This window comes from Aeromonas sp. 600774 (assembly GCF_049175075.1).
Lineage (GTDB): Bacteria > Pseudomonadota > Gammaproteobacteria > Enterobacterales > Aeromonadaceae > Aeromonas > Aeromonas veronii_A.
Genome location: NZ_JAAKUJ010000017.1, coordinates 16,423 through 36,269, shown reverse-complemented (window position 1 = coordinate 36,269; position 19,847 = coordinate 16,423). Strand labels below are relative to the sequence as shown.

The window sequence follows — 19,847 nt, the reverse complement described above, 5'->3', positions numbered from 1 at the left end:
GATAACAATCAAATAGCTTGCATTGTATCGATACAATTCAGCGAGTAAGGAGTCACAATATGACGATGGAGTGGTATGTTACCCTGTTCGGGTTTGCCGTACTCACCTGCGGTACGCCGGGGCCCAACAACCTGATGCTGACGGCCTCCGGCGCCAACTTCGGGGTGCGTCGCACTCTGCCACATCTGCTCGGGGTGGGGCTGGGGCAGCCGGTGTTGCAACTGGTGCTGGCGCTGGGGCTTTATCCGCTGTTCGAGCGCTGGCCCCTGCTACGGCTCGGTTTGCAGATCTTCGGCAGCCTCTATCTGCTGTGGTTGGCGTGGCGTATCGCGGTGGCCGGGGCGCCGGGGGATCCGGCCCGGAGGGCCCGTCCGCTGACCATGCTGGAGGGGCTGGGCTTTCAGTTCCTCAATCCCAAGGCGTGGATGATGGGGATCTCCGCCATCAGTCTGTTCAGCCTGCCCGGCGCCAGTTACTGGTCGAGTCAGCTGGCGGTGATGGTCATGTTTGCGCTGGTGGCCCTGCCGGTCTGCTTTGTCTGGGTACTGTTCGGCCATCAGCTGAGCAACTGGATCAGCTCGGATCGGGGCTGGCGGCGACTCAACGGTTCTCTCGGCCTGCTGACGGCACTCTGTGTGGTGATGCTCTGGTATTGAGCCGTGTTGCGCTGGAGGGGGAGGTGGCCGAGAAAGAGGCATTTCTGACTTGTCGCCACGGGGTTGGCTCTGCATATTAGAAGGCTTTCCCCATAACGGGGGCGTTGAATCGACAAGAGGTTGAGATGGATCTGAACTGGTTACTGCCCCTGGCGGGGTTTGCCCTGGTTACCTGCGGCACGCCGGGGCCAAATAACATGTTGCTCACCAGCGCCGGGGCGGCGCAGGGGTTTCGCCGCACGATTCCCCTGCTGGTGGGGGTGGTGGGGGGGATCAATCTGATGATCCTCGCTACCGCGCTGGGGCTTGGTGTGGTATTTGAGAAGGTGCCGCTGCTGCACGATGGCCTCAAGATTATCGGCTCGGCGTATCTGCTCTGGCTGGCGTGGAAGGTGGCGACCGCCAGCGGCCCGGCCGAGGGCAACCGTCCGCTCATTCCCGCCCATCAGGGGGCCATGCTGCAACTGCTCAACCCCAAGGCATGGATGATGGCGCTCTCCGCCATCAGCGGTTTCACTCTGGCGGGGGAGGCTTACTGGCCCTCCGCGCTCTGGGTGTTGGTGATCTTCTTTATTACCGGCCTCTACACCGGGGCATTCTGGGTGCTTTTTGGTGCCCAGGTGCGGCAAATCATTCGCACCGCCCGAGGCTGGCGGCGTTTCAACCTCGGCATGGGGCTGGCGACGGCCGCCTGTGTCGGGATGATCTGGATTTAGCCCGGGGTTGCCCCGGGCCTTTACCGGCTGTCTTGTTGGCCCTGCGGGGCCTTTTTTATCTCGCTCCCGTGATCTTGCCTGCAAGGTGGCGTGGTTCTGCCCTCCCTCTGGATGAAAGGAGTTCCTATGAAATGTATCGGTCTGTTGGGTGGCATGAGCTGGGAGTCCACCGTCAGTTACTATCAGGCGCTCAACCGCGGGGTGCGGGCGCAGCTTGGCGGTTTGCACTCGGCGCGAGTGCTATTGAGCAGTGTGGATTTTGCCGAGATAGAGCGGCTGCAGCATGTTGGTGACTGGCCCGCCACCGCTCGCCTGTTGGTGGCCGAAGCTCAGGCTATCCAGGCCGGCGGCGCCGATTTCTTGCTGATCGGCACCAACACCATGCACAAGGTCGCCCCCGAGATTGAGGCCGCCATCGATATCCCGCTGCTCCATATCGCCGATGCCACCGCGGCCAAATTGCGGGCTGACGGGATCACCCGAGTCGGCCTGCTCGGCACCCGCTTCACCATGGAGCAGGATTTCTACAAGGGGCGTTTGCAGGCGCGCTTCGGGTTTACTGTGCTGGTACCCGATGAGGCAGGGCGGGAGCGGGTACACAGGATCATCTATGACGAGCTTTGTCTGGGCGAGATCCGCGAATCGTCGCGGGCCGAGTATCTGGCCATCATCGAGGCGCTGGCGGATGCTGGTGCCGAGGCGGTGATCCTCGGTTGCACCGAGATTGCCCTGCTGGTGGGCGATGCCCGGGCGGCGGTGCCGCTCTACGACACCACTGCCATCCATGCCGAGGCCGCCGTGGCACTGGCGCTCTGCTCCGATTAATTAACTGGTCAGATCTCACTATTCATGCTTGTCTCATACCCCTTGCCATAAAAGCGTGTAAAATTGCGCCCTGAATTTTCCCCGGCCAACAAGGGTTGGCTGCGGTTTCCTAGCATGCAAGGCTGACATTGTGACTGAAGTAGATAGATTCGCGGATATTCGCCCCTACCGCGATGAAGAAGTGCCGGCAGCCATCGAACGGCTGATCCAGGATGATGAATTTATCGGCGCCATCGCCAAGTATCGTTTCGGTTCCCTGATGAGCTGGCTGGGTTGGGCCATCCGCCCGATGATCCGCCTGTTCCTGCGCCGTAAATGGTCAAAAGTGACCACGGTGCATCAGGTCCAGATGGGGGTGACCCGCTATATGTCCCGCATGATCGCCACCTCCACCAAGGGGGTGACCTTCTCCGGGCTCGAACATCTGAAGAAGGAGCAGGGCTACCTGTTTGTCTCCAACCACAGAGACATCGCCATGGACCCGGCGTTCGTCAACTGGGGGTTGCACACCCACGGTTTCGATACCGTACGTATCGCCATCGGCGACAACCTGCTGCGCAAGCCCTGCGCCACCGAGCTGATGAAGCTCAACAAGAGCTTTATCGTCAAGCGTTCCGCCAAGGGGCCGCGGGAGATGATGAAAGCGCTCGGCGAGCTGTCGGCCTATATAGGTCAGTCGGTCCACGAGGGGCACTCCATCTGGATCGCCCAGAAAGAGGGGCGGGCCAAGGATGGGGATGACAAGACTGATCCGGCCATCCTCAAGATGTTTTATGTCGACGGCAAGAAGCAGAAGATCGACTTTGTCGACTACATGTGTAGCCTCAATATCGTGCCGGTCAGCATCAGCTACGAGCTGGACCCCACCGACAAGGCGAAGGCGCGCGAGCTCTACGAGAAATCGGTCAACGGCAGCTACGAGAAGGGCGAGTTCGAAGATATCGAGAGCATTGTCGCCGGTATCGTCGGCATGAAGGGGCGGGTACATGTCTCTTTCGGCGCCCCCATTACCGAGGGCTTCAGCGATCCGGACGAACTGGCCGCGCTGATCGATAAGGCTATATGGAGCAGTTACCGCCTCTTCCCCAGCAACTATCTGGCAGCAGATGTGGCTGGCAAGGCCAATACCATCGAACAGGCTGCTTTCCTGACTCGTCAGTCAGAAGTGCCACAAGAGCACAAGGCTATCTGGCGTGCCATGTACGCCAAACCGGTGGAAAACGCCGAAAAGGCTTGAATGAAGCCGGTTGTTAAACGGTTTTGCGAAAAAAACGGGAGCTGATGCTCCCGTTTTTGCGTCTGGTCAAAGTCGCTGGCAAAAGGGTGGTGAATAATATGGTTTCAGCTGGTACGATCACCGTGAAAATGGAGTCCATACTCTTGGCAATCACTGGATGAGTGTGTAACAGTGCTCCAATATGCTGAATATGAACGTTAGCTCTAATCCCTCTGCACGGATCGCCGGGGGCATTATCGAAGGACCTGTAACAGGTCCTTTTTCATTGGGCGGAAAAGATGCCGCATAGATATATCTAACAGGAAGATACTCGCACCATGATCACCGGTAGCCTGAACACTTTGCAGCGGACACCGCTGCCAGCCCCGCTGGATCGCATCATGGTCGAGGTGGTCAAAAGTGTTACCCGCTGGCGAGATGCGCCCCTTGGCAAGAGCGAGATCGACGGTCTCAAGCTGTTCTGTCTGGTGAGCGAGGAGATGACCGAGCCCGCCACGGATCGCCGTGGTGAGTTTCACCGCGACTATCTCGATATTCAGCTGCTGCTGGATGGCGAAGAGTGGATAGGTGTCGGGCCCCATGAGTATGCGGATGAAGGTGCTGACTATCCCCATCCCGACCTCTGGTTTGTCGATGACGAGCAGACTACCTATCTGGCGCTGCAACCGGGCGATTTCGCCATCTTCTGGCCGGGCGAGCTGCACCGCCCGCTCTGCACCTTCAACCAGCCCACCAAGGTGAAGAAGCTGGTGGTCAAGGTGCACCGGGATCTGCTGGCCATCGCCTGAATATCCTATTGGTATGAGTGAAACTCGGCTGATGAGCTGAGGCTTCAGGAAATTGAAACGAGTGACATGCACCGCAAGTCGTGATGACTCTTTCAAGATCAAGAATTGAAAAATTGGGCGCACTTTCCTGCGACCATAAGCCCCCGGCAGGGGAATCCCATCCTCTTTTGGATGACACGACACTGTCGGCATAAAGCCGAAGCACAGGAAGATGTAGAAAATGAGCAAGTTGGTATTGATCCTTAACTGCGGTAGCTCTTCCCTGAAATTTGCCGTAATGGACGCCGAAACAGGTGAGGACATGCTGTCCGGCCTGGCCGAATGCTTCAATCTGGATGATGCACGTATCAAATGGAAACTCCACGGGGTCAAGGGCGAAGCCATGCTGGGAGCGGGTGCCGCTCACCAGGAGGCCCTCGACCATATCGTGGGTCACATCCTGCCGCAGGATCCGACTCTTGCCGAGCAACTGGTGGCCATCGGTCACCGAATCGTACACGGTGGCGAGCAGTTCTCCCGCTCCGTGCGTATCGATGACGGCGTGATCGCCGGTATCGAAGCCGCCATTCCGTTTGCCCCGCTGCACAACCCGGCGCACCTCATCGGTATTCGCGCCGCGCTGAAAGTGTTCCCGCAGCTGTCCGAGAAGAACGTGGCCGTCTTCGACACCGCGTTCCACCAGACCCTGCCGCAAGAGGCCTACCTCTATGCGCTGCCGCACAAGCTCTACCGCGAACACGGCATCCGTCGTTACGGTGCCCACGGTACTTCTCACCGCTACATCGCGGAAGAAGCCGCGAAAGAGCTGGGCAAGCCGTTGAATGAACTGAACATCATCAACTGCCACCTGGGTAACGGTGCCTCTGTCTGTGCCATCAAGAACGGCGAATCCGTTGACACCTCCATGGGGCTGACTCCGCTGGAAGGTCTGGCGATGGGTACCCGCTCCGGTGATATCGATCCGGCCGTGGTCTTCTTCATGCACGACCAGCTTGGTTACAGCGTGGAGCAGATCAACCACACCCTGACCCGTGAGTCCGGTCTGTTGGGGATGACCGAAGCGAGCAGCGACTGCCGCTACGTCACCACCAACTACGCTACCGACGCCGGTGCCAAGCGTGCGCTGGATGTCTTCACCTACCGTGTGGCCAAGTATGTCGGCGCCTATGCCGCTGCGATGGACGGTCGTCTGGACGCCGTGGTCTTCACCGGTGGTATCGGTGAGAACGCAGCCATGGTGCGCGAGATGGTGCTGAACCGTCTGGCCCTGTTCGGCTTCAAGGTGGACAAAGAGGCCAACAACGCCGCGGTACTGGGTGGCGAAGGTCGCATCACCACCGCCGACAGCCGTTGCGCCATGGTGATCCCGACCAACGAAGAGCTGGTCATCGCCCGCGATGCCCTGAGCCTGGTCTGCTAAGTCAACCTCGCTTTGAAACAACGCCCGGCCTGTGCCGGGCGTTGTCATTTCTGGCGTACGCTGATTTGACATGGGGGAGGGGAGCGGTACCCTGACCACCACTGTTTTTGCAGCCAGCGGGCTGCCCGGTTCGGGAGAGAGCAATGAAAGAGGCGTTTTTTAACTGGTTGTCGGGCCTTGGGGTGGAAGTGACCAACATGATGGCGCTGGTGATCGCGCTGGGCTTTATCGTCATCACCTCGTTGCTGCTGCACATGGCGCTGCACCGGGTGCTGCTGGTCCGGCTGGTGGGGATCCTCGGCAAGGCCAAGCAGGTGTGGCTGCCGCCCCAACTGCAACAGCGCCTCTTCAACCGGCTCGCCTTCGTGCTGCAGGGGGCCGTGCTGCTCGGTCAGGCGGAGATCTGGCTACCCCGTCAATCGGATAGCCTCAAACTTATCGAGATGGTGGCCCAGCTCTGGATCTTGCTGTTCCTGCTGCTGGCCTTCTTCGCCCTGCTCGACTGCCTGTTGTCGGTGAGCCGTTACACCCGCCTTGGCCGGGATTTGCCCCTGCGTGGCATCTTCCAGGGGGCAAAGCTGGTAGGCAGCATTCTGGTAGGCATCCTGATGATCGCCCTGCTGCTCGGCAAGTCGCCGCTGTTCCTGTTCAGCGGTCTGGGTGCCATGACCGCAGTGCTGATGCTGGTATTCAAGGACCCTATCCTCGGGCTGGTGGCGGGGATCCAGCTCTCCGCCAACCGGATGCTGAGCGTCGGTGACTGGCTGCAGATGGACAAGTACGGCGCCGATGGTGAGGTGACCGACATCGGCCTTACCACGGTCAAGGTGTCGAACTGGGACAAGACCATCACCACCATTCCCACCTATGCCCTGATCTCCGACTCTTTCAAGAACTGGCAGGGGATGACCGAGTCGGGGGGGCGCCGCATCAAGCGCAGCGTCAATATCGACATGACCAGCGTGCGCTTTCTGACGGCCGAGGAGCAGTTGCAGCTCAAGCAGGCGCAGCTGCTGGCACCCTATCTGAGCCGCAAGGAGCAGGAGCTGAGTGCTTACAACCAGCAGCTGAGCGATGCCCTGAGCTGTCCCATCAACGGTCGTCACCTCACCAACCTCGGCACCCTGCGCGCCTATCTGGATGCCTACCTGCGTGCCCACCCCGGCATTCGCAAGGACATGACCCTGATGGTGCGCCAGCTGGCACCCACGTCAGACGGTCTGCCGCTGGAAATTTACTGCTTTACCGCGACTACCGCATGGGCTGATTACGAAGGGATCCAGGCCGATATTTTCGACCATATATTTGCCATCATTGAGCAATTTCATCTGCGGTTGCATCAATCTCCCACAGGTTACGATATGCGTGCCTGGCAACGGGGATAAACAGGGAAATGGGGCGGGTCGAGGACGCGGAAAAAACCGCATATTAATCATCGACCCGTCGCCACTTGTCAGTTGAAATTTGCCGTGCAGAGGAGAAAAATGGCGGCCTTCTCTTCGCGCCCCTGATCCCCTCTTGATCAGCTGCCAGCCCAGAGACGTCACTTCAAGTCATCATCATGGGAAAGTTATGAAGCTCCTTCGCAATAGTGTGGCAACACTCTGCTACAGCCTGCTGCTGACCGCTGCGCCGGTTTTCGCTGTTGAATATGCTCTGCCTGCGGCCAACAGCCGTCTGGTAGGGGAAAATCTGGAATACGTGGTTCCGGCCGAAGAGAACGGCCAGCCGCTGGAGGCCATTGCGGCCAAATTCCAGCTGGGGCTGACCAACATGACCGAAGCCAACCCCGATGCGGATCCCCTGCTGGTACAGACCGGCGAGAAGCTGGTGATTCCCCAGCAACTGATCCTGCCGGATGCACCCCGGGAAGGGATCGTGCTGAACGTGGCCGAGATGCGCCTCTACTACTACCCCAAGGGTAAAAAAGTGGTGGAAGTGCTGCCCATCGGCATCGGCCAGCTCGGCACCGACACCCCGGAAAACTGGGTGACCAGCGTGCAGCGCAAGAAAGCGGGCCCGACCTGGACCCCGACCGCCAAGATGCATGCCGAATATGCCGCCCGTGGCGAGAGCCTGCCTGCGGTATGGCCGGCCGGCCCGGACAACCCCATGGGTCTGTTTGCCCTCTACATTGGCAAGATGTACGCCATCCACGGTACCAATGCCAACTTCGGTATCGGCCTGCGGGTGAGCCACGGTTGCGTACGTCTGCGCAACGACGACATCGCCTACCTGTTCAAGCAGGTACCGGTCGGTACCCGCGTCCAGTTCGTCAACCAGCCGATCAAGGCCTCTCTCGAGCCCAACGGTGTCCGCTATCTGGAAGTGCACCAGCCGTTGTCGCGCAGCGAAGAGGAGTTCAACTCCAAGCTGCCGGCACCGCTGCCGATGACCCCGGCGGTGACCCGCTTCATTGCCCACGCCGACAGCGACTCCCAACTGGTGAAGCAGGCGCTGGAGCAGCGCAACGGCATGCCGATGGCGATCAACCGCTAACGGCAAATCCCCGTCACGACAAAGGGCGAACAGCATGCTGTTCGCCCTTTGTGTTTCTGCTGTGCTGACTCAGCTTCGTAGCAGATTTGCCTGCAGCTCGCTACCGAGCTGGTCGAGCAGCTGATAGCGCGCCTTGTAGCTGGCCCGTTTGCGGGAGGGGATCTCCTCCAGCGTCTTGCGGGGCACTTCCAGCGGCAGGCTCATCCAGAGTTCATCCTGCATGCAGCCCTGATGCTCCTGCCACAAACCGTCGAGATCGAACTTGACCCGATCGGCAGTGCGCTTGCTGCTCTGATAGACGTGGCTTTGGGTGCGGATCCCGAGCAGGCTCTTGCACGCCAGCCCCCGGGCCAGCTCGGCGGCCATATAGACCAGCAGGGACATGGGGCGCAGCCCGCCGCACGCCTTGGTGACCAGCTTGATCTCCTCGCTCTGCCCCTTGCCGCCCTGCAGCGAACAGATCTCGAGGGTCGGGTTTGGCGCGGGGCGCAGATTGAGGGCCATGTAATAGAGCGCCGCGTCACCCAGCTTGAGGGTCAGGCTCATCTCCCCCTCTTTGCCCATGTGGGTTTGGTAATCCAGTTGCAGGGTCAGGGGGGTCGTCAGCTTGTCGCTCTGCCACTGGGCCAGCAGCAGGCCGCGCCCGCTGTAGATTGCCAGTTGTTGCGCCTTGGGCAGCTGACGTGCCAGCTGCTGGTAGTGGCCGCTGATAAGCCCGGCTCGCAGGCGCTTGCGGAGCCCCTTGTGGCGATAGGGGTGGATCGGCTTTTCCAGAATATCGGGAAAGCGGCTGATCGCCTGCGCCAGCAGCGGTTGCTCCTGCTGCTGGCGATAGAGGGCGCGGGCGCCGGGATTGAGCCAGAGACGCCCCACATACTTGGCCCGTCGGATGAGATGACCCGACTCCTCCACCGGGTGAAGGCGGCGGGCGAGGCTTCGCAGGTGTGACAGATGAGATGACATGGTGCCGACCTCTGACTGGTGTGATGAGACAGGGCGGGGAGTGTAGGAGTGGGGCGCTGGCTTGTAAAAAAATGGATAGTAACAAAATGTGAAAACATAACGCTCAATCGCCGCCGTTGCGACAATATGGCCGTCACGGCCACGGCAGGAAATCTGGCACCATCCTCTTGATGCGGCAGATGATTTGATGCGCAAAGGTTTTTATTGTGTTTTGTGTTTGTTAAAAGTGGTTGAGCTGGCGCGAACGGCTGATTAAGCTAGGCCGGTTTTTTAGGGATGAGCCCGTCACCAGAGCGGGCATAAAATGACACAAAACGGAGTTTCGCATGACAGCTAGCACACCCATGTTAATCACCTTCCTGGTGTATATCCTCGGAATGGTGTTGATCGGCTTCGTCGCCTATCGCGCCACCCGCAACTTTGATGACTACATTCTGGGCGGTCGCCGGATGGGGAGCTGGGTCACTGCTCTCTCTGCCGGCGCCTCCGACATGAGCGGCTGGCTGCTGATGGGCCTGCCCGGCGCCGTCTTCGTCAGCGGCATCTCCGAGAGCTGGATCGCCATCGGTCTGGTCATCGGTGCCTACCTCAACTGGCGCTGGGTAGCGGGTCGCCTGCGGGTACATACCGAGAAGAACCGCAACGCCCTGACCCTGCCGGACTATTTCACTTATCGCTTTGAAGATCACAGCAAAGTGCTGCGCATTCTCTCGGCGCTGGTGATCCTGCTCTTCTTCACCATCTATTGCGCCTCCGGCGTGGTGGCCGGTGCCCGTCTGTTCGAGAGCACCTTCGGCATGGATTACAACACCGCCCTCTGGGTCGGTGCCGCCGCCACCATTACCTACACCTTCTTCGGCGGCTTCCTCGCGGTAAGCTGGACCGATACGGTGCAGGCGACCCTGATGATCTTCGCCCTGATCCTGACCCCGGTCTTCGTCATCATCGCCGTCGGCGGGGTGGACAGCGCCATGATCGAGGTGGCCGCCAAGAGCGCTACCAACCTCGACATGTTCAAGAATCTGGATGTGATCGCCATTGTCTCGCTGATGGCCTGGGGCCTTGGTTACTTCGGTCAGCCCCACATTCTGGCCCGTTTCATGGCGGCGGATTCCCACCACTCCATGGCCAATGCCCGCCGTATCAGCATGACCTGGATGGTGTTCTGCCTCGCTGGGGCGGTGGCCATCGGCTTCTTCGGCCTGGCCTACTTTGCCCGCTTCCCGGAAGTGGCGGCTGGAGTGACCGGCAACCCGGAGCGGGTCTTTATCGAGCTCTCCAAAATCCTGTTCAACCCCTGGATCGCCGGGGTGCTGCTCTCCGCCATCCTGGCGGCGGTGATGAGCACTCTAAGTTGTCAATTACTGGTCTGCTCCAGCGCCATCACCGAGGATCTCTACAAGCCCTTCCTGCGCAAGAACGCCTCCCAGCGTGAGCTGGTGTGGGTGGGTCGCCTGATGGTGCTGCTGATCGCGGTGATTGCCATCGCCGTCGCCATGAATCCGGAAAACCGGGTGCTGGGGCTGGTGAGCTACGCCTGGGCCGGTTTCGGTGCCGCCTTTGGTCCCGTGGTGCTGCTCTCGGTGCTCTGGCCGCGGATGACCCGCAACGGCGCGCTGGTCGGCATGCTGGTCGGTGCTATCACAGTCATCGTCTGGAAGCAGTTCGGCTGGCTGGGGCTGTATGAGATCATTCCGGGCTTCCTGTTCGCACTGCTGGCCATCGTGGTGGGCAGTCTGCTGGGCGAAGCGCCCTCAAAAGCGATGCTGGAGCGTTTCCGCGATGCCGAGGAGGAGTACAACACCCCGGCCGAGAGTGCGGGAGAACCAGTCGTGGTGAACTGATCCCCCTTACCGCTTTCTGATTGAGAGCCCCGCCCCCGGACAAGGAGCGCCCTGGTTGGCTATCCTTGCACCGGTTTGGCGGGGCTTTGTGCTATCTGATTCACTCTTGGGCACTTTTTTATGTTCGGCCGGTGGCTCCCGGGTGCTCGCTTTCTTTTGTCTTGGCACCGAATATGGGACACTAGGCCGCCTGAAGGAGACCTAGTGCATGCGGCTATTCACCCTGATCCTGATCCTCCTGCTGGGGGGACTGCAATATGACCTCTGGCTGGGGAAGAACGGGCTATCCGATTATCAGAGCCTGTCGGAGGCCATCTCGCAGCAACAGCGGGACAACCAGACTCTCAAGGATCGTAACGACCTCATTTACCGCGAGATAGATGATCTCACCTCTGGCCTCGAGGCCATCGAGGAGTTGTCGCGCAACGATCTGGGTTACATCAAGCAGGGGGAGACCTTCTACCGGATCATCCCCAAAGAGAAAGACAAAGAGACAGCGCCGGACGATGAGCCCTACGATGACTGATGCCAGCCGGGTATCCGGCCTGACGGCGATCGTCCCTGCCGCCGGTATCGGCAGTCGGATGGGGGCTGATTGTCCCAAGCAGTACCTGCAACTGGCGGGTAAAACCATTCTCGAACATACCCTGGAGAGGCTGCTCTCCCACCCGGCCATCGCCCAGGTGATCGTGGCGCTGGCGCCCCATGACCGCTGGTTCGAGGCCCTGCCCGTGGCGGCCGACCCGCGAATTGTGCGGGTAGAGGGAGGCGCCGAACGCGCCTTTTCCGTCCTCAATGGTCTCCATGTGGCGCAAGGGGAGTGGGTGCTGGTGCACGATGCGGCCCGTCCCTGCCTGACTCACGGCGATCTCGATGCGCTGATTGCCGCGGCCATGAACTGCGGCGGCGCCATTCTCGGTAGTCGGGTGCGCGATACCATGAAGCGCTCCGATGGGGAGGGCAATATCATCGCCACCGTCGAGCGCGAGCAGCTCTGGCATGCCCTGACGCCGCAGATGTTCCCGACCCGTGCCCTGAAGCGGGCGCTCGAAGAGGGGCTGCTGCTGGGCGCCACCATCACCGACGAGGCCTCCGCCATGGAGCGGGCCGGATTCTCGGTGCGGATGGTGGAGGGGCGCGCCGACAATATCAAAGTGACCCGGCCGGAAGACTTGTCGCTGGCGGGGCTGTTTTTAAGCCAGCAGGCATAAGCCCCTCAGTCAGAACAGACCGTTCAGAGCAGAGTGTCTCGAACAAACAGGCCCGAACAAGGAGTTAGCATGATCCGGATTGGACATGGTGTGGACGTACACAAAATTGATGGGGTTGGTTTCAGCATGTTGGGAGGTTGCCGCTGATGATGCGCATTGGTCATGGTTTTGATGTCCATAAATTTGGTGGTGTTGGCCCCTGCATGCTGGGTGGCGTGCCGGTTCCCTACGAGCAGGGGCTGGTTGCCCACTCCGACGGCGATGTGGTGCTGCACGCGGTAAGCGATGCCCTGCTGGGGGCCATCGGTGCCGGTGATATCGGTCGTCACTTCCCTGATACTGCTGCCGAGTTCAAGGGGATCGACAGTCGCATCCTGCTGCGGGATGTCTTTGCCCGGGTACAGAAGGCGGGGTATGCCATCGGCAACCTGGATGTGACCATCATCGCCCAGGCCCCCAAAATGGCGCCCCATATCGACGCCATGTGCGCCGTGCTGGCCGCCGATCTGCAATGTGATTTGAACCGGGTGAACGTCAAGGCGACCACCACCGAACAGCTTGGGTTTACGGGGCGCAAGGAAGGGATCGCCACCGAAGCCGTCGTCCTACTGGTGAAACAATAATGCTGGAACAACTTGCCTATCTGCACGGGGCGCCCACCGCCCGCGGTATCCTCAAGGCCGAGGCCGCCGACTTCGTGGTCAATGAAGATCTCGGCTTCGAGCCCTGCGGGGAAGGGGAGCATATTTTCGTCCGGGTGCGCAAAACCGGTGAGAACACCGCCTGGGTAGCGGGTCTGCTGGCCGATGCGGCCGGGGTCAACCGCAATGCGGTGACTTGGGCGGGCCTGAAGGATCGCCACGCGGTGACAGAGCAGTGGTTTGGCATTCATCTGCCGGGCAAGGCCGAGCCGGACTTGTCGGTCATCGAGAGCGACAGCATCCAGATCCTGCAAGCCAGGCGTCACAACCGCAAATTGCGGGTCGGCTACCTCAAGGGCAACCATTTCACCCTGCGTCTCACCGGTCTGGAACAAGCCGACGGGCTGGAAGCGCGCCTGCAGGCCATCGCCACTCAGGGCGTGCCCAATTACTATGGTGAGCAGCGTTTTGGCCGCGATGGCAACAACCTGGAAGCGGCCAAGGCGATGTTTGCCGGCAAGCGGATCAAGGATCGCAACAAGCGCTCCCTCTACCTCTCTGCCGCCCGCAGCATGCTGTTCAACGCCATCGTCAGCGCCCGTATCGAGCAGGGGCTGGCCCATCAGCTGCTGGCCGGTGATTGCGTGATGCTCAAGGGTAGCCACTCCATCTTCAGCGAAGAGAGCGTGACCCCCGAGCTGGAAGCGCGTCTCGCCTCCGGCGATGTGCAGCTCACCGCGCCCCAGTGGGGCCGTGGCCGTCTGGCCAGTCAGGGTGCCGCTGCCGAGTTCGAACAGGGCGTGCTGGCTCCTTACAGCGATTGGTGTGACGGGCTGGAGAAAGCCGGGCTGGAGCAGGACAGGCGCCCCCTGCTACTCAAGCCGGAGCAGATGAGCTGGCAGCTGGACGGCGAGGCGCTGACCCTCTCCTTCTTCCTGCCGGCGGGCGCGTTTGCCACCAGCGTGGTGCGCGAGTTAATGCAGGCCGAAGAGGCCGATCATGGTTTCAGGAATCAGACCGATGCGAATTCTGGTCAGTAATGATGATGGTGTGCATGCCGAGGGCATTAGAGCCCTCAGCGAGGCGCTGCGCGCCTGTGGCGAGGTCATTGTGGTGGCGCCGGATCGCAACCGTAGCGGTGCGAGTCACTCCCTGACGCTGGAAGTACCACTGCGGGTCACACACATTGCCCAAAGCGGTTACTATGCGGTGAAAGGCACGCCGACCGACTGCGTGCATCTGGCAGTCAACGAGCTGGTACGCCCGGAGCCGGACATGGTAGTGGCCGGCATCAATCACGGCGCCAACCTGGGAGATGATGTCATCTATTCGGGGACGGTCGCCGCGGCCACCGAGGGGCGCCATCTTGGTTACCCCTCCATCGCCATCTCGCTGGTGGGCAAGACCCACTTCGCCACGGCGGCCCACTATGCGGCACTGCTGGTGAAGGGGCTGATGAAACACCCCCTGCCTGCCGATCAGATCCTCAACGTCAACGTGCCGGACTTGCCCCTCGAACAGATCAAGGGGATCAAGACCACCCGCCTTGGCAATCGCCACCGGGCGGAGTCGGTGATCCATACCGAGGATCCCCGTGGCCAGCCCATCTACTGGATTGGCCCTCCCGGCAGCCAGCAGGATGCCGGTGAAGGTACCGATTTTGCCGCCATCGAGCAGGGCTATGTCTCGATTACCCCTCTGACCATCGACATGACTGCCTATGACAGTCTCGCCGGTCTGGGGGCTTGGTTAGATCTGCAGGGATGAGGGTGGTGTGATAGTACAGCGCCTGTTAAATCAGCTCATTGCACAGGATATTCGCGATTTTCGCGTGCTGGCGACCATCGCGAAAGTGCCACGTCAGCTATTCGTGGACGAGGCCATGGCACACAAGGCGTGGGACAACACCGCCCTGCCCATTGGCCACGGCCAGACCATTTCGCAGCCTTATATGGTGGCGCGAATGACCGAGTTACTGATGCAAAACAATCCGGCCCATGTGCTGGAGATTGGCACTGGCTCGGGTTACCAGACGGCGATCCTCGCCCATCTGGTGGAGCATGTGTATACCGTTGAGCGGATCAAGTCGCTGCAGTTCCAGGCCCGGCGCCGGCTGCGCCAGCTCGATCTGCACAATGTCTCGGCCAAGCACGGCAACGGCTGGTTGGGGTGGCCCAACAAGGGGCCTTATGACGCCATTCTGGTGACGGCCGCGGCGAGCGAGATCCCGACGGCACTGACCGATCAACTGGCCGAAGGGGGGCGACTGGTGTTGCCTGTCGGTGACAGTCAGCAGACCCTGCAGCTGATTGAACGATCCGGCTCCCAGCTGACCAGCCGAATTCTGGAGCCGGTACGTTTTGTTCCCCTGATTGACGGAGATGTTGAGTGAAGTTGTTTTCCCGTTTGTATGTACTGGTGATGCAGTGGGCCCGCCACAAGCATGCTCCCTGGTATCTCTCCATCACCGCCTTTATCGAATCGGTATTCTGGCCGATCCCGGTGGATGTGATGCTGGCGCCGATGGCGCTCGCCAAGCCGCACAAGGCGTGGCACTACGCTACGCTGGCTACCGTATTCTCGGTGCTGGGTGCGCTGTTTGGCTATGCCCTTGGCTACGCCTTGTGGGATCCGGTGGTGCTGCCACTGGTGGAGTCTGTTGGCTATCAGGGAAAGATCGAGATCGCCCGCCACTGGTTTGAGCAGTGGGGGATCTGGGTCATTTTCATTGCCAGCTTCACCCCGATCCCCTACAAGGTGTTTACCGTGACGGCTGGGTTGTTGCAAATGGCTCTGTTGCCTTTCATCATCACCTCCCTCATCGGTCGTGGCATGCGCTTTTTCCTGGTTGCTGGCCTGATGCGTTGGGGGGGCGAGAAGATGGAACGCAAACTGATGCACTATGTAGATGTGCTCGGTTGGCTCTGTATTGGTCTGGCCGTGGTGGCCTATTTCTGGTTTAGTCGTTAAGGATCCATTATGCGTTCGCGTATTTGGCAGGGAAGCAGTGTCGTGGTGTTGTCCTGGCTGCTGCTTGCCTGCTCCTCCAGTAAAACTGCAGCTCCGGTGGATGGGGTCGGTGATGATCAGTTCGTCTCGACCATTCCGGCTCGCCATAGTGGTGCCCAGGTCAGCGCCCCTATTCAGGGCGGCAGCTATGTGGTGAAGAAGGGGGATACTCTCTACTCCATCGCTTTTAACTCCGGTAATGATGTGCCCTCACTGGCCAGCCTCAACAATATCAGCCCGCCCTACAACATCTATCCGGGGCAGCGGCTGCGCCTCGATGGCTCCAGTGCCAGTGTTGGCAGCAGCCGCAGTACGGGGACCTATCAGGTACGTCGCGGCGATACCCTGAGCAGCATCGGTCGCCAGTTTGGCATGAGTGCGCAGGCGCTGGCCCAGAGCAATAACCTGAGCGCCCCTTATGCGCTGCAACCGGGTCAGGTGCTCAATGTACAGTCCGGTGGCAACACAACCCAGATGGTGGCTGTGACTCGTCCGACAACCGTGACGCCGGTGGCCGTGAGCCGTCCGAGCAGCGGTCCGCGTCCGTTGGCCGAGCCTAGCGGATCTGGTCAGACCACGCCGTTCATCTCTCAGAAATCCGTTGCTCCGGCAGCACCGAAGGAATACGCTCAGGTCAAAGAACAAAAAACAAACAACTCCCAGTCGAGACTTGCTTGGCACTGGCCCGCAAAAGGTCGGATTGTCGAGGGGTTCTCTGTTGCAGAACAGGGTAACAAGGGGATCGACATAGCCGGCCAGAAGGGGCAACCCGTCTACGCCGCCAGCAGCGGTAAAGTGGTATACGCTGGCAGTGCTTTAAGGGGGTATGGCAAGCTGATTATCCTCAAGCATGATGATGACTATCTCTCCGCCTACGCACACAACGACGAGTTGCGGGTGAAGGAAGGGGACAGCGTCAAGGGGGGATCGGTCATTGCCAACATGGGTAGCACGGACGCGCCGGATGTGCGATTGCATTTCGAGATCCGGTACAGAGGCAAGTCGATCAATCCGATGAGCTATTTGCCAAAGCGTTAACCCCAGAGAGACCGTCTTACTCTGGTAACGTCAGGGAGACACACCATGAGCCAAGAACAACTGGTAATGCAGGATGCAGAGTTAGAGTTTGACGCTGAACCCGAATCTCACGAGGTAGAAGAGTTGCAGGAGGTAGCCGCCGAGGCGGACGAGACTATCTCCGATGAGTTGCTGGCACCTGAGCTGAACAAGGTGATGGATGCCACGCAACTCTATCTGGGGGAGATAGGTTTCTCCCCGCTGCTCACTGCCGAAGAGGAAGTCTACTACGCCCGTCGTGCCTTGCGAGGTGACAAAGCAGCCCGCAAGCGCATGATCGAGTCCAACCTGCGACTGGTGGTGAAAATCGCCCGTCGTTACAATAACCGCGGCCTGGTGCTGCTGGATCTTATCGAAGAGGGCAACCTCGGTCTTATCCGTGCGGTCGAGAAGTTTGACCCCGAGCGCGGCTTCCGTTTCTCTACCTATGCCACCTGGTGGATCCGCCAGACCATCGAACGGGCCATCATGAACCAGACCCGTACCATCCGTCTGCCTATTCATGTGGTCAAAGAGTTAAACGTTTACCTGCGCACTGCGCGCGAACTCTCTCACCGCCTCGATCATGAACCGACCGCCGAGGATATCGCCTTCGCGCTGGATCGTTCGGTGGATGATGTGAACCGCATGCTCAAGCTCAACGAGAAGATCACCTCGGTGGACACCCCCATCGGCGGCGATCGCGACAAGGCGCTGCTGGATGTGCTCTCCGACGAGCGCGGCATGGGGCCTGAGCTGGAGTCACAGGAAGATGATATGCGTAGCAGCATCGTGCACTGGCTGGAGGAGCTCAATCCCAAGCAGCGGGAAGTGCTGGCCCGTCGTTTCGGTCTGCTGGGTTACGAGCCCGCCACCCTCGAGGATGTGGGGGCCGAGATTGGCCTGACCCGCGAGCGGGTACGCCAGATCCAGGTGGAGGGGCTGCGCCGTCTGCGGGAGATCCTGCTGAGCCAGGGGCTCTCTATTGAGGCTCTGTTTAGAACAAACTGAGTCCAGAACCAACTGATTAGCGGAACAAACTAATCAGGGTTATAACGCCAGCCAAATAGCACGAGGGGAGCAACTGCTCCCCTCGTTTTTTATTGCCTGTCGTCTGGCGATGCCGATGCGGTTATACCAGCTCAGCCAGCATGGTGTCGGCGTAGGGCACCAGTGCTTCGCCATTTTTCACTTTGGCGAGATAGTCCGGGTTGGCGATAAGCGGACGACCGATGGCCACCAGATCGAAGCGGTTGGCCTCGATGGCTGCTGCGGCGCGCTCGGCGTCGTAGTTGCCCACACCGACCAGATTGCCCTTGTAGTGGGCGCGCAGATAGTCGGAGGCGCGCCCACCCAGATAATCGAAGGTGAGGTTGTCATCAAAGATGCCGAGGTGGATATAGGCCAGCGGGCGATCGTTGAGCTTGCCCAGCAGGTAGTCGAACACGGCGCGATCTTCCGGGCTGCCCGCCAGATGGACATAGGCACCCGGGGAGAGGCGAATACCTACCCGATCACCACCGATACGGGCGCTGATGGCATCGACCACTTCCAGCGCGAAGCGGCTCATCTTTTCCGGGCTGCCACCGTAGTTGTCGCTGCGCAGGTTGGTTGAGTGGTGCAGGAACTGGTCGATCAGGTAGCCGTTGGCACCGTGGATCTCCACCCCGTCAAAGCCCGCCTCGATGGCGTTGGCAGCGGCCTGAGCGTAATCCAGCACCAGCTGGGCGATTTCGGCTTCGGTCAGGGCGCGCGGCACCTGATAGGTCAGCTCGCGCATGCGGGGCACAGTGCCCTCGTGCGCCACGGCAGAGGGGGCCAGCACTTCAGCCTGATGGAAGAAGGGGTGGGAGAGGCGGCCGACGTGCCACAGCTGGGCGAAGATCTTGCCACCCTTGGCATGTACGGCGCTGGTCACTTTCTTCCAGCCATCGATCTGTGCCTGGGTGAAGAGGCCCGGGGTATTGGGGTAGCCCTGCCCGTCGGGGCGGATGATGACGGCCTCTGAAACAATCAGGCCGATATCGGCGCGGCGGCCGTAATAGGCAGCCATCTGCTCGGTCGGCACCAGACCAGGGCCTGCCATGCAGCGGGTGAGCGGGGCCATCATGAAACGGTTGGCCAGGGTCAGAGTGTCATTGAGTCGATACGGCTGAAACAGGGTATTCATGATAGGTTGTCCTGAACGGGTTATTCTTGAACGTGCATTCAAGACGTTTTTTGCGTCGGGCGCAAGCTTTTTTTGAATGCGCGTTCAAGAAGGTTGGCCCGAGCGGGCGGCTGGGGTAAACTTGCCGCCCTTTCCAGCCACTCTTTATCGGCGGGCCCTGTTGTCCCTTGCCGGTGAACCATTTCCCACGGGAGGAACCATGCGCATAGCCGAGTTTGATCGGGACGAGGTACTGCGAAATGCCATGGAAGCGTTTCGCGCCAAGGGATATGCCAAGACCACCATGCAGGAGCTGGTGGCCGCCACCGGCCTGCACCCGGGCAGCATCTACGGCGCCTTTGGCAACAAGCGCGGCCTGCTGCTGGCGGCGGTGGATCACTATGTCGAGGGTAAACGCACCCTGCGCCGCTCCCTGCTCGACAACCCGAGCCCGCTGGCGGGCCTTGCTGCCTATCTCGACGGGATTGTGGGGGAGGCGCTCTGCGGCTCCTGTCTGGTGACTCGCACCATGATGGAGCTGAGCGAGCAGGATGATGAGCTGACCCAGCGGGTCAAGGGGATCTATGGCGAGCTGGAGCAGGATCTAGCCGAGTTACTGACACAGGCGCAGGCCAAGGGTGAACTGGCCCCGGATAGCAATATCCGCACCCTCACCGCTCTGCTGCTGATCAACCTGCAAGGGCTGGTCACCTTCGCCCAGTGCCGCCCCGATCGTCCCCTGCTCGACGACGTAGTCGCCCAGCTGATGCGGGCCCTGCGGGCGTAACGCGATACCGCAGAAACAACAGTGGCTCCCTCGGGAGCCACTGTTG

General features: G+C 60.3%; 21 protein-coding genes. 19 read left to right on the top strand and 2 right to left on the bottom strand.

Annotated elements, in window-relative coordinates; translation table 11 throughout:
• The first annotated feature begins 59 nt into the window (after positions 1-59).
• The 8 genes from G5171_RS17845 (at position 60) to G5171_RS17810 (ending at position 8,141) form a co-directional block, all read left to right on the top strand.
• On the top strand, positions 60-656 hold the full coding sequence (locus G5171_RS17845; protein ID WP_040068356.1) for a LysE family translocator: 597 nt from the start codon (positions 60-62) through the stop codon (positions 654-656).
• A gap of 125 nt (positions 657-781) precedes the next feature.
• Positions 782-1,372, top strand: a complete 591-nt coding sequence (locus G5171_RS17840; RefSeq protein ID WP_040068358.1) for a LysE family translocator — start codon at positions 782-784, stop codon at positions 1,370-1,372.
• A gap of 126 nt (positions 1,373-1,498) precedes the next feature.
• Positions 1,499-2,197 (top strand): aspartate/glutamate racemase family protein, encoded by a 699-nt coding sequence (locus tag G5171_RS17835; RefSeq protein ID WP_421244544.1) that lies wholly within the window; start codon positions 1,499-1,501, stop codon positions 2,195-2,197.
• Between the two features lie 130 nt (positions 2,198-2,327).
• On the top strand, positions 2,328-3,434 hold the full coding sequence (locus G5171_RS17830; RefSeq protein ID WP_421260523.1) for a 1-acyl-sn-glycerol-3-phosphate acyltransferase: 1,107 nt from the start codon (positions 2,328-2,330) through the stop codon (positions 3,432-3,434).
• A gap of 317 nt (positions 3,435-3,751) precedes the next feature.
• Positions 3,752-4,222, top strand: coding sequence for a YhcH/YjgK/YiaL family protein (locus G5171_RS17825; RefSeq protein WP_421260522.1), 471 nt, complete (start codon positions 3,752-3,754; stop codon positions 4,220-4,222).
• Between the two features lie 220 nt (positions 4,223-4,442).
• Positions 4,443-5,642, top strand: coding sequence for an acetate kinase (locus G5171_RS17820; RefSeq protein WP_005354534.1), 1,200 nt, complete (start codon positions 4,443-4,445; stop codon positions 5,640-5,642).
• Positions 5,643-5,785: 143 nt separating this feature from the next.
• Positions 5,786-7,027, top strand: a complete 1,242-nt coding sequence (locus tag G5171_RS17815) for a mechanosensitive ion channel family protein (protein WP_421260521.1) — start codon at positions 5,786-5,788, stop codon at positions 7,025-7,027.
• Between the two features lie 187 nt (positions 7,028-7,214).
• On the top strand, positions 7,215-8,141 hold the full coding sequence (locus G5171_RS17810) for a L,D-transpeptidase family protein (RefSeq protein ID WP_005354531.1): 927 nt from the start codon (positions 7,215-7,217) through the stop codon (positions 8,139-8,141).
• Positions 8,142-8,210: 69 nt separating this feature from the next.
• Here G5171_RS17810 and G5171_RS17805 read toward each other — a convergent pair whose 3' ends face one another.
• Positions 8,211-9,104 carry a VirK/YbjX family protein gene (locus G5171_RS17805; protein WP_421260520.1) on the bottom strand — a complete coding sequence of 298 codons (894 nt, stop codon included), beginning with the start codon at positions 9,102-9,104 and terminating at the stop codon, positions 8,211-8,213.
• A 326-nt stretch (positions 9,105-9,430) separates the two neighbouring features.
• On the opposite strand from G5171_RS17805, the gene putP reads away from it, so the two are divergent.
• From putP to rpoS, 10 genes are all read left to right on the top strand, one after another.
• Positions 9,431-10,948, top strand: a complete 1,518-nt coding sequence (gene putP, locus G5171_RS17800) for a sodium/proline symporter PutP (RefSeq protein ID WP_421260519.1) — start codon at positions 9,431-9,433, stop codon at positions 10,946-10,948.
• A 208-nt stretch (positions 10,949-11,156) separates the two neighbouring features.
• Positions 11,157-11,474 carry a cell division protein FtsB gene (gene ftsB / locus G5171_RS17795; RefSeq protein WP_139733643.1) on the top strand — a complete coding sequence of 106 codons (318 nt, stop codon included), beginning with the start codon at positions 11,157-11,159 and terminating at the stop codon, positions 11,472-11,474.
• The gene (gene ispD, locus G5171_RS17790; RefSeq protein ID WP_279486575.1) at positions 11,467-12,159 is read left to right on the top strand and encodes a 2-C-methyl-D-erythritol 4-phosphate cytidylyltransferase; all 693 of its coding nucleotides are present in this window, start codon (positions 11,467-11,469) and stop codon (positions 12,157-12,159) included. The genes ftsB and ispD overlap by 8 nt, the downstream gene beginning before the upstream one ends.
• Positions 12,160-12,305: 146 nt before the next feature.
• Complete coding sequence (gene ispF / locus G5171_RS17785) at positions 12,306-12,782, top strand: 2-C-methyl-D-erythritol 2,4-cyclodiphosphate synthase (protein WP_005335518.1); 477 nt, start codon at positions 12,306-12,308, stop codon at positions 12,780-12,782.
• On the top strand, positions 12,782-13,840 hold the full coding sequence (gene truD / locus G5171_RS17780) for a tRNA pseudouridine(13) synthase TruD (RefSeq protein ID WP_040068370.1): 1,059 nt from the start codon (positions 12,782-12,784) through the stop codon (positions 13,838-13,840). Before ispF ends, truD begins: the two co-directional genes overlap by 1 nt.
• Complete coding sequence (gene surE / locus G5171_RS17775; RefSeq protein WP_216979433.1) at positions 13,821-14,567, top strand: 5'/3'-nucleotidase SurE; 747 nt, start codon at positions 13,821-13,823, stop codon at positions 14,565-14,567. Before truD ends, surE begins: the two co-directional genes overlap by 20 nt.
• A gap of 7 nt (positions 14,568-14,574) precedes the next feature.
• The gene (locus tag G5171_RS17770; RefSeq protein ID WP_005335507.1) at positions 14,575-15,192 is read left to right on the top strand and encodes a protein-L-isoaspartate(D-aspartate) O-methyltransferase; all 618 of its coding nucleotides are present in this window, start codon (positions 14,575-14,577) and stop codon (positions 15,190-15,192) included.
• Positions 15,189-15,770 carry a YqaA family protein gene (locus G5171_RS17765; RefSeq protein ID WP_216979432.1) on the top strand — a complete coding sequence of 194 codons (582 nt, stop codon included), beginning with the start codon at positions 15,189-15,191 and terminating at the stop codon, positions 15,768-15,770. The genes G5171_RS17770 and G5171_RS17765 overlap by 4 nt, the downstream gene beginning before the upstream one ends.
• A gap of 9 nt (positions 15,771-15,779) precedes the next feature.
• Positions 15,780-16,847, top strand: a complete 1,068-nt coding sequence (locus G5171_RS17760) for a LysM peptidoglycan-binding domain-containing protein (RefSeq protein ID WP_216979431.1) — start codon at positions 15,780-15,782, stop codon at positions 16,845-16,847.
• Between the two features lie 45 nt (positions 16,848-16,892).
• Positions 16,893-17,876, top strand: a complete 984-nt coding sequence (rpoS, locus tag G5171_RS17755; protein ID WP_005335504.1) for an RNA polymerase sigma factor RpoS — start codon at positions 16,893-16,895, stop codon at positions 17,874-17,876.
• Positions 17,877-17,997: 121 nt separating this feature from the next.
• Here rpoS and G5171_RS17750 read toward each other — a convergent pair whose 3' ends face one another.
• Entirely contained in the window at positions 17,998-19,035 is a 1,038-nt protein-coding gene (locus tag G5171_RS17750) for an alkene reductase (RefSeq protein WP_421260518.1), read from the bottom strand.
• A gap of 199 nt (positions 19,036-19,234) precedes the next feature.
• Between G5171_RS17750 and G5171_RS17745 the strand changes: the two genes are divergently transcribed.
• Entirely contained in the window at positions 19,235-19,801 is a 567-nt protein-coding gene (locus G5171_RS17745) for a TetR/AcrR family transcriptional regulator (protein WP_421251194.1), read from the top strand.
• The last annotated feature ends 46 nt before the right edge of the window (positions 19,802-19,847 follow it).